This window comes from Pseudomonas sp. RW3S2, from assembly GCF_014268955.1.
Classification (GTDB): domain Bacteria; phylum Pseudomonadota; class Gammaproteobacteria; order Pseudomonadales; family Pseudomonadaceae; genus Aquipseudomonas; species Aquipseudomonas wayambapalatensis.
Genome location: NZ_JABWRM010000002.1, coordinates 549370 through 557225, shown reverse-complemented (window position 1 = coordinate 557225; position 7856 = coordinate 549370). Strand labels below are relative to the sequence as shown.

Here is a 7856-nt window from a genome sequence, read left to right as displayed (position 1 = left end):
GCGCTCCGACTTGCCCGCGAAGCGCCGCGCGGGCGGCGCTCGATCTTACAGGCGCTAAAAAGCTTTCGGCGAACACCTGTCAGCCCTCACGCAATCGCACAGCCCGATCAACCCTGACGATAACGCGGCGCCAGTTGTTGATTCGACAGGTGCCCGTTCAACGCCTGACGGCTGGCCTCGAACGCCTCAAAGCGTTCGAACTCGTGCAGCGACGGAATCGAGATCAGGCGCTTGGCGTCGAAGTCGGCCAGTGCCGCTTCCACTAGGTCCTGCGCAGTCATGACGATCGCCGGATCCAGGTGCTCCACCGGCAGGCCGCCGATGCTCCAGAAATCGGTGGCGGTGGCGCCGGGCAGCACGGCCTGGACCTGCACGCCTTTGTCGGCCAGCTCCTTGTGCAGGCTCTGGGTGAAGGCGGTGACGTAGGCCTTGCTGCCGCCATACACGCCATTGAGCAGTTCCGGCAGCAGGCTGACCACTGAGGAGATGTTGATCAGCGCACCCTCGCCGCGCTCGACGAAGCCAGGCACCGCAGCATAGGTCAGGCGGGTTAGGGCGGTGATGTTCAGGGTGATCATGCGGGTCATCTGCTCGACGTCGCTTTCCAGCAGCGCGGTGTGGGTGCCGATACCCGCGTTGTTGACCAGCAGGCCGATGCTGGCATCTTCGCGCAGGCGGGTTTCGATGCGCGCCAGATCCTGGCTGTCGGCCAGGTCTGCCGGCAGCACTTCGACGCTGCGTCCGGTCTGGCTGCTCAGGCGCGAGGCCAGTTGATTGAGGCGTTCGCGGTTGCGGGCGACCAGGATCAGGTCGTGGCCACGGCGGGCCAGGTGTTCGGCGTAGAGTGCGCCAATGCCGGTAGAGGCGCCAGTGATGAGGGCTGTACGAGTCATGGTTGCTGCTCCGTGGGTGGGGTTGCAGCGATGATGCGCGGTTTTGCTTGTGGCGCAAATGACGCATATAGTACGGTTTCAGGACATCAAGCGAGGTGCGTCATGCATCGGGTCGGCTATCTGTTGTGTGAAAGGTTCCAAGTCATGGCGCTGGCGTCGCAGTCGGTGTTCGAGTTCGCCAATGTGCTGACGGGCAAGCGCCTCTACGCCTTGGGCAACTACAGCGTGGCCGGCGGTGTGCTGGTGTCGTCGCTGGGTATGCAGTTGCAGACCCAGGCGGTCGATACCCCGGGGCATGCCGACACCTGGCTGGTGGCGGGCACATTGTCGCCGATCGCCTCACCTGCCGATGCGGCCAGCGTGGACCTGGTGCGTCGGCTGGGCGAGCAGGCGCGGCGTACCGCCGGGATCTGTACGGGGGCCTTCACCTTGGCGGCAGCCGGCCTGCTCGACGGGCGTCGGGCGACCACGCATTGGGTCTACGCCCGGGAGCTGCGGCAGATGCACCCGGCGATCCAGGTAGAGGACGACCGCATCTTCATTGCCGATGGCAACATCTGGACGTCCGCCGGCATGACCGCCTGTATCGACATGGCCCTGGGCATGCTCGAGCAGGATCACGGCCATGAGCTCGCACGAGCCGTTGCGCATCGGCTGGTGATGCACCAGCGTCGCTCGGGAGGCCAGTCGCAACATTCGCAGCTGCTCGACCTGGCACCGCGCACCGACCGCATGCAGAGCGTGCTCGAGTACGCTCGCCAGCACCTGCGGCGGCCGCTGAGCGTCGAGGAACTGGCCGAGGTTGCGCACCTGAGCCCGCGCCAGTTCAGCCGGGTGTTCACTGCCGAAACCGGGCAATCGCCGGCGCGAGCCATCGAGGGCCTGCGCCTGGAGGCGGCGCGGCTGATGATTGAGCAGAGTCGCCACAGCCTGGATGTGGTGGCGCGCGAGACAGGATTTCGCGACCGTCGGCATTTGCGCGAGGCTTTTGTACGCGGGTTCGGTATTCCGCCCCAGGCGATACGTCGTGATGCGCGGCGCGTGGAACGTGACGGAGTCGTCGCATGAAGAAGCGGGTGCGCATGGACGACCTTCAGGTGTTCGTCACCACTGTCGAGGCCGGTGGGCTTTCGGCGGCAGCGCGGCAGTTGGACATCTCGCCGGCTCTGGCCAGCGCCGCGCTGCAGCGTCTGGAGCACAGCCTGGGGATTCGCCTGTTGGTGCGCTCGACACGCCGTCTGCGCCTGTCGGACGATGGCGAGCGTTATCTGCCTCACGCGCGTCAGGCCCTGGACGCGCTGGTCGACGGCGAGATGGCGCTGGAGCAAGCACGCGCCGAACTGGCGGGGCCACTGCGGTTGTCGATGCCGTCGGACCTGGGGCGCAACCTGCTGTTGCCCTGGCTGACGGAGTTTCAGGCCGAATATCCACGACTCGACATGCGCCTGCGGGTCAGCGACCAGGTGGCCGATCTATTTGGCGAGCAACTGGATGCCAGCATCCGCTACGGGCTGCTGGGGGACTCCAGCCTGGTGGCCTTGCCGCTGGCCGCCGATAACCGGCGTACGCTCTGTGCAGCACCGTCCTATATCGCCCGCCATGGCGCGCCGCAGACTCCGCAGGCGCTGGCCGGGCACAACTGCCTGCGTTATGTAATGGGTGAGCAGATCCACGAACGCTGGAGTTTCGAGAATGCAGGCGCAATGACCACGGTACTGGTCAGTGGCGACCGCTGCAGCGACGATGCCGATATCGTGCGACGCTGGGCGGTGGCAGGGCTCGGTGTGGTTTACAAGTCGCGCCTGGATGTGATCGAGGACATTCGCGCCGGAAGGCTGGTGGAGTTGCTGACGGACCATGCAGGGCAGGCGGCGCCGCTGCAACTGGTGTGCGCGCACCGGCAGTCGCTGAGCCCGGCGGTGCGGCGGCTGCATGGGTTTCTGACGCTGAAGCTGCAGGCGTACCTCGCAGGAGCGGATAGGCCTGCAGCCACAGCGCTTCGGGTCACAGCACCTTGAAGCCGTGGGTGCCATCACGCTCCAGTTGCGCGATCAGGCCGAACTCCCAGTCGAGGTAGCCTTGCATGGCTTCACGCGGGTTGTCGGTCCCTTCGTATGGTCGGCGGTAGCGGTCGGTACGCTCCACCGCCAGGCGCGTCTCACCTGTTTCCAGTGGCTTGCCGGCGGCGATCCAGCTCGCCGTGCCGCCTGTCAGCAGGTAGACAGGTGTGCGCGTCAGGGCTTGCAGGTCGGTGGCGGCAAAGCTTGCCAGCAGGCTGCTGCCGCAGGTCAGCACGTAGCGCTCGGCCTTGGGCAGGCGCTCCAGGGCCTCGGGCAACTGCGCGCGGATCGCCCAATAAGCACCTGGGATGTGGCGCTTGACGTAGTTGGCGCTGGCGGTGAAGTCCAGCAAGACGGTGCCTTCCTCGGCCAGCCAGGCCTGCAATTGCTCGACGTCGATCTCGGTATTACGCGCAAGTGCCGGGCGGGGTGCCTGCCATTCGCCGGTTTCGCTGAAGTCGGCCTGGCTCAAGCCGTCGAGCACCGCCACTTCCCAGCCCATCTGCGCGAGCCACGAAGCGCTCATGTTGGCACGCACGCCGTCGTCATCGACCAGCACGATGCGGGCGCCGCGTACGCTGGCGTTATGATCGGTTTCCTGCACCAACTGGCCACCGGGCGTTGAGCGGCTGTCGGGCAGGTGACCGGCAGCGTATTCCTGGGGTGTGCGCACGTCGAACAGATAGGTGGTGCGCGCAGTCTCTGCCTGCCAGGTGGCCAGGCCCTGGCGGTCCAGGCGTCGCACTCCGGCCCGGTCGGCGACGGCGCGGGCGCGCTCGGCAGCGCTGCTGCGGGTGCTGTCGCCGACCTCGGCGAAGCGCTGCGCCTGGCCGTGGGCCAGTTGTTGACCGGCCAGTGTCCAGCCGATAGTGCCGTTGCGCAGCGCCGCCACCGGGTTGGGGATGCCGGCGTTGACCAGCGACTGTGTGCCGATGATGCTGCGGGTGCGCCCTGCGCAGTTGACGATCACCCGCGTCGCTGGATCGGGTGCCAGTTCGGCGACGCGCAGCACCAGTTCGGCGCCAGGCACGCTGATGCCTCCGGGAATGCTCATGGTCTGGTATTCATCGAAGCGCCGGGCGTCGAGCACCACCACGTCGGCCTGGCTGTCGAGCAGGGCCTGGACCTCTTCGGCGGCCAGCGAGGGGGTGTGGCGCACACTCTCCACCAGCTCGCCGAACGCTTTGCTGGGTACGTTGACGTCGCGAAACAGCTCGCCACCGGCATCGCGCCAGCCGCCAAGCCCACCTTCGAGCACTGCCACATCGCTATAGCCCAGTGCCTGCAGACGCTCGACAGCGATGGCCGACAGTCCCTCGCCATCGTCATAGACGGTGATGGCGGTGTCTCGGCGTGGCACGCGGGCGAAGATTTCCAGTTCCAGCTTCGAAAGCGGGATGTTGGCCGCGAACAGCGGATGCGCCTGGGCGAAGGGGTCTTCCTCGCGCAGGTCGATCAGGGCGACTTCTTCCTGGGCCAGCAGGGCGGTGCGAAGGTCATGGAAACTGCGAGTGCTGAGGCGGGTCATGGGGCAGGGTTCTCTTTGGACAGGTCCCAGATGTTGGGCAGGCTGGTGTTGGAATAACCGGAGATGAACGGCTTCTCGCTACCGTCGGGCAGGTATACGGCGCGGCTGACCGCACCGATGTTGGCGCCGTAGACATGGATGCTGATCGAGACCCGGTCGTCGAAGGCGTTGCTGACCTGATGGATATCGCCGATGCGCGGTGACACCGCTTCCACGTGGCCAGGGTCGATCCGCAGCCGCTCGCCCTGCGCCACCAGGGCGCCATGGGCGTCGCGGGTGAAGCCTTGGGCGTATTCGGCACCGCGCAACATACCGATCAAACCCCAGACACGGTGGTCATGGATCGGCGTGCTCTGGCCTGGGCCCCAGACGAAGCTGACCACCGAGAAGCGCTGGCGCGAATCGCAATGCAGCAGGTATTGCTGGTAGCGGGTCGGGTCCGGCTGGGCAAGGGCTTCGGGCAACCAGTCGTCATGGGCGACCAGGCTGTGCAGCAGGGTGTGGCCCTGGTCGAGCAGAGTGGCTTCGTCGGGGTGGCGGTCCAACAGGTCGGAGAGTTCGCCAATGAAGTGGCGCAGGCGCTCCAGGCGCGGTGTCTGGCTCATGGTTCAGGCTCGGGCTGACGATCATGGGTAAACCCTAGCAACTGCATGAATATTCTCAAAATTCAAATTACTCATAAGCTAATATGCAAAACCAGTATTTAAAAGTGGCGTGGCATGATCTGCGAAATCTGCATTTTAATGCATTAGGTTATGCCTAAAACGAATTTCACAGGGTGTGATCAAGTGGTTAGCGTATAAATCAGTCGGCACTTAGATTCAAACGCTATAAAAACCTAACTGACCATGGGACACCTGCAATGAGCGTTCAATTCATCGGCATGATCGGCCATCGCCTGTCATCGGAGACCAGCTTTCTCATTCGCGGCTTCGACCCGCTGGCCGACGCCGAGGACTATGGCCGCGAACTGATTCCGTTGACCCGCGCCAAGGTGGCAGCGCGCAACGCCTGACATTCACTGTTACACGCGACGAGACCGCACGCGCGGATCGCCCTGACTTGCCCGATGCGGCATCTGGAGACGAACGTGCGTTATCTCAAACAACTGGCCGCCGGTGTGCTGGCCACCTCGATCAGCCTTGCGGCTGTCGCGCAGACCCTGGTGGTCGGCGACCAGAGCTACAACGCCCGTGCCGTGATGGAAGCGGCCGGCGTGCTTGACGATTTGCCCTATACCCTGGAGTGGAAGCAGTTCACCGCCGGCTCCCCTGTGGCCGAGGCGCTCAATGTCGGCAGCCTCGACCTCGGCCTGTTGGGGGATGCACCGCCGTTGTTTCTTGGTGCACTCGGGGCGCCGATCAAGGTGGTGGCGGTGTCGCGGCAGAACCTCGAAGGCGTGGCGATCCTCGCGCGCAAGGATTCTGACATTCATAGCCTGGCCGACCTCAAGGGCAAGCGCGCAGCGATCTGGAAAGGTTCCTGGAGCCAGCAACTGCTGTTCAGCGCCCTCGACAAGGCTGGCGTACCCCGCGACGCATTGGAGCTGCGCTACCTCAGCGCCCTGGACGCCTCCCATGCGCTGGATGGCGGCTCAGTCGATGTGATCGCGACCTGGGAGCCTTATGTCACCCAGCAGGAGCGCCAGGGCGCACGGGTGCTGGCCACGGCCGAAGGGATCATCCCGGCGCAGAGTTTCGTGGTCGCCAATGCCAAGGCGGTGCAGGACAAGCGGGCGCAGATCGCCGACTTCCTCCAGCGCCTGAAGAAGGCGCGTCAATGGACCCTGAGCGACCCGGCGCACACCGAAGCGTACGCCGACGCCTGGGCCAAGCGTACCCGTGCCGACGGCGACATCGCCCGCGCCTGGTTCGCCCGCGCGCGCACCGACCTGGCACCGCTCAACGCGCAGGTGATCACCGATGCGCAGAAGACCGTGGACTTCTTTGCCGGCATTGGCCTGATCAAGGGCTATCCGGCCGCGAGTCTGTTCGACACTTCGTTCTCGGCGGCGCTGCAGGACAGCACCGTCACCCAGCACTGAGGCCCCGGCATGAGCAAGCGACAGATCAAACTGGGTGCCCTGACCATGGGCTGTGGTGGCCCTGGCCGACACAACCTGTGGCTGGACCCGGCGCTGCCTGCCGACGCCAGCGTCAATATCGACTGGTACATCGATATTGCCCGCCAGGCAGAAGCTGCGCTGTTCGACCTGATCTTCATCGTCGACAGTCAGTTCATCACGCCAGGTTCGCCGTCCCATTACCTCAATCGCCTCGAACCTCTGACCCTGCTCTCGGCTGTGGCTGTCAGCACCCGTCATATCGGCCTGGTCGGCACACTGACCACCTCCTACAACGCGCCGTTCAACGTCGCTCGGCGCCTGGCCTCGCTGGACCTGATCAGCAAGGGGCGTGCCGGTTGGAACGTGGTCACCAGTGGCGATGCCGGCACCGCCGGCAACTATGGGCTGGATGAGCATTACGACTACGACACCCGCTACAGTCGTGCCCACGAGCATGTCGAGGTGGTGCAGAAGCTCTGGCATTCCTATGAAGACGATGCCTTCCCACGGGATCGCCAGAGCGGGCGCTTCCTCGACCCCGCCAAGCTGCACAGCCTCAATCACAAGGGTGAGCATTTCTCGGTGGTTGGCCCGCTGAATATCCAGCGCTCGCCCCAGGGCCAGCCGGTGATCTTCCAGGCCGGGGATTCCGAGCAGGGGCGTGACCTGGGGGCGGCGACGGCGGACGTGATCTTCACCCACGCTGCAAGCGTCGAGCAGGGCCAGGCGTTCTACCGGGACGTGAAGGATCGCGCCGCACGCCTGGGGCGTGATCCTGAGCAGGTGCTGGTGCTGCCGGGGGCCGAAATCTATGTAGGTGATACCGACGAGCATGCCCGCGAGATCGAGCGTCACTATCATCAGGCCGATCACAGCTTCGAGCTGGCGCTGAAGGAGTTCGGGCGTAACTTCGGTTGGCACGATTTCAGCCAGTACGACCTCGATGCGCCGTTTCCGCAGCAGAGCCTCGAGTTTGCCCGCAGCAGTTTCTTCACCAATGCCAAGCGCATCGCCAACCAGGCGCGGGACAAGGGTTTCAGCCTGCGCCAGGCAGTGGAGTTCGGCCGCCAGCTACGCCCAGGCGCCTTCGTGGGGTCGGCGCAGACGGTGGCGGCGAAGATGGCCGACTGGTTCGAAGCCCGGGCGCTGGACGGGTTCAATATCTACATCGGGCATCCGGGGCAGTTCCGACGCTTTACCCAGGAGGTGGTGCCGTTACTGCAGGAGCGAGGTGTCTACCGAACGGCATACGAAGGGACGACCCTGAGGGAGAGCCTGGGGCTAGCCATACCGCGCTTCGCTGGTTGAAC

7 protein-coding genes and 1 pseudogene are annotated in these 7856 nt (G+C 64.9%); 5 read left to right on the top strand and 3 right to left on the bottom strand.

Annotated elements, in window-relative coordinates:
* Positions 1–107: 107 nt before the first annotated feature.
* Positions 108–893, bottom strand: a complete 786-nt coding sequence (locus HU748_RS05310; protein ID WP_186664376.1) for an SDR family oxidoreductase — start codon at positions 891–893, stop codon at positions 108–110.
* A gap of 102 nt (positions 894–995) precedes the next feature.
* Between HU748_RS05310 and HU748_RS05305 the strand changes: the two genes are divergently transcribed.
* Together HU748_RS05305 and HU748_RS05300 are read left to right on the top strand one after the other, a co-directional pair.
* On the top strand, positions 996–1961 hold the full coding sequence (locus HU748_RS05305) for a GlxA family transcriptional regulator (protein ID WP_186719545.1): 966 nt from the start codon (positions 996–998) through the stop codon (positions 1959–1961).
* Positions 1958–2911 carry a LysR family transcriptional regulator gene (locus tag HU748_RS05300; RefSeq protein WP_186719544.1) on the top strand — a complete coding sequence of 318 codons (954 nt, stop codon included), beginning with the start codon at positions 1958–1960 and terminating at the stop codon, positions 2909–2911. Before HU748_RS05305 ends, HU748_RS05300 begins: the two co-directional genes overlap by 4 nt.
* Here HU748_RS05300 and HU748_RS05295 read toward each other — a convergent pair.
* A complete protein-coding gene (locus tag HU748_RS05295; protein ID WP_186719542.1) occupies positions 2898–4481 on the bottom strand; it encodes a rhodanese-related sulfurtransferase in 1584 nt (527 codons plus the stop codon). The two genes, HU748_RS05300 and HU748_RS05295, sit on opposite strands and share 14 nt — an antisense overlap.
* Positions 4478–5086 carry a cysteine dioxygenase gene (locus HU748_RS05290; protein WP_186719540.1) on the bottom strand — a complete coding sequence of 203 codons (609 nt, stop codon included), beginning with the start codon at positions 5084–5086 and terminating at the stop codon, positions 4478–4480. The genes HU748_RS05295 and HU748_RS05290 overlap by 4 nt, the downstream gene beginning before the upstream one ends.
* A gap of 308 nt (positions 5087–5394) precedes the next feature.
* Here HU748_RS05290 and HU748_RS05285 point away from each other — a divergent pair.
* The 3 genes and pseudogenes from HU748_RS05285 to HU748_RS05275 form a co-directional block, all read left to right on the top strand.
* Positions 5395–5496, top strand: a pseudogene (locus HU748_RS05285) (hypothetical protein); the annotation flags it as partial.
* Positions 5497–5571: 75 nt separating this feature from the next.
* On the top strand, positions 5572–6525 hold the full coding sequence (locus HU748_RS05280; protein ID WP_186719539.1) for an aliphatic sulfonate ABC transporter substrate-binding protein: 954 nt from the start codon (positions 5572–5574) through the stop codon (positions 6523–6525).
* Between the two features lie 9 nt (positions 6526–6534).
* The gene (locus HU748_RS05275; RefSeq protein ID WP_186719538.1) at positions 6535–7854 is read left to right on the top strand and encodes an LLM class flavin-dependent oxidoreductase; all 1320 of its coding nucleotides are present in this window, start codon (positions 6535–6537) and stop codon (positions 7852–7854) included.
* The last annotated feature ends 2 nt before the right edge of the window (positions 7855–7856 follow it).

Excerpts from the sequence above, each read along its gene's own strand:
- HU748_RS05310 (WP_186664376.1), bottom strand. The coding sequence starts at position 893 with ATGACTCGTACAGCCCTCATCACTGGCGCCTCTACCGGCATTGGCGCA.
- HU748_RS05305 (WP_186719545.1), top strand. The coding sequence starts at position 996 with ATGCATCGGGTCGGCTATCTGTTGTGTGAAAGGTTCCAAGTCATGGCG.
- HU748_RS05300 (WP_186719544.1), top strand. The coding sequence starts at position 1,958 with ATGAAGAAGCGGGTGCGCATGGACGACCTTCAGGTGTTCGTCACCACT.
- HU748_RS05295 (WP_186719542.1), bottom strand. The coding sequence starts at position 4,481 with ATGACCCGCCTCAGCACTCGCAGTTTCCATGACCTTCGCACCGCCCTG.
- HU748_RS05290 (WP_186719540.1), bottom strand. The coding sequence starts at position 5,086 with ATGAGCCAGACACCGCGCCTGGAGCGCCTGCGCCACTTCATTGGCGAA.
- HU748_RS05275 (WP_186719538.1), top strand. The coding sequence starts at position 6,535 with ATGAGCAAGCGACAGATCAAACTGGGTGCCCTGACCATGGGCTGTGGT.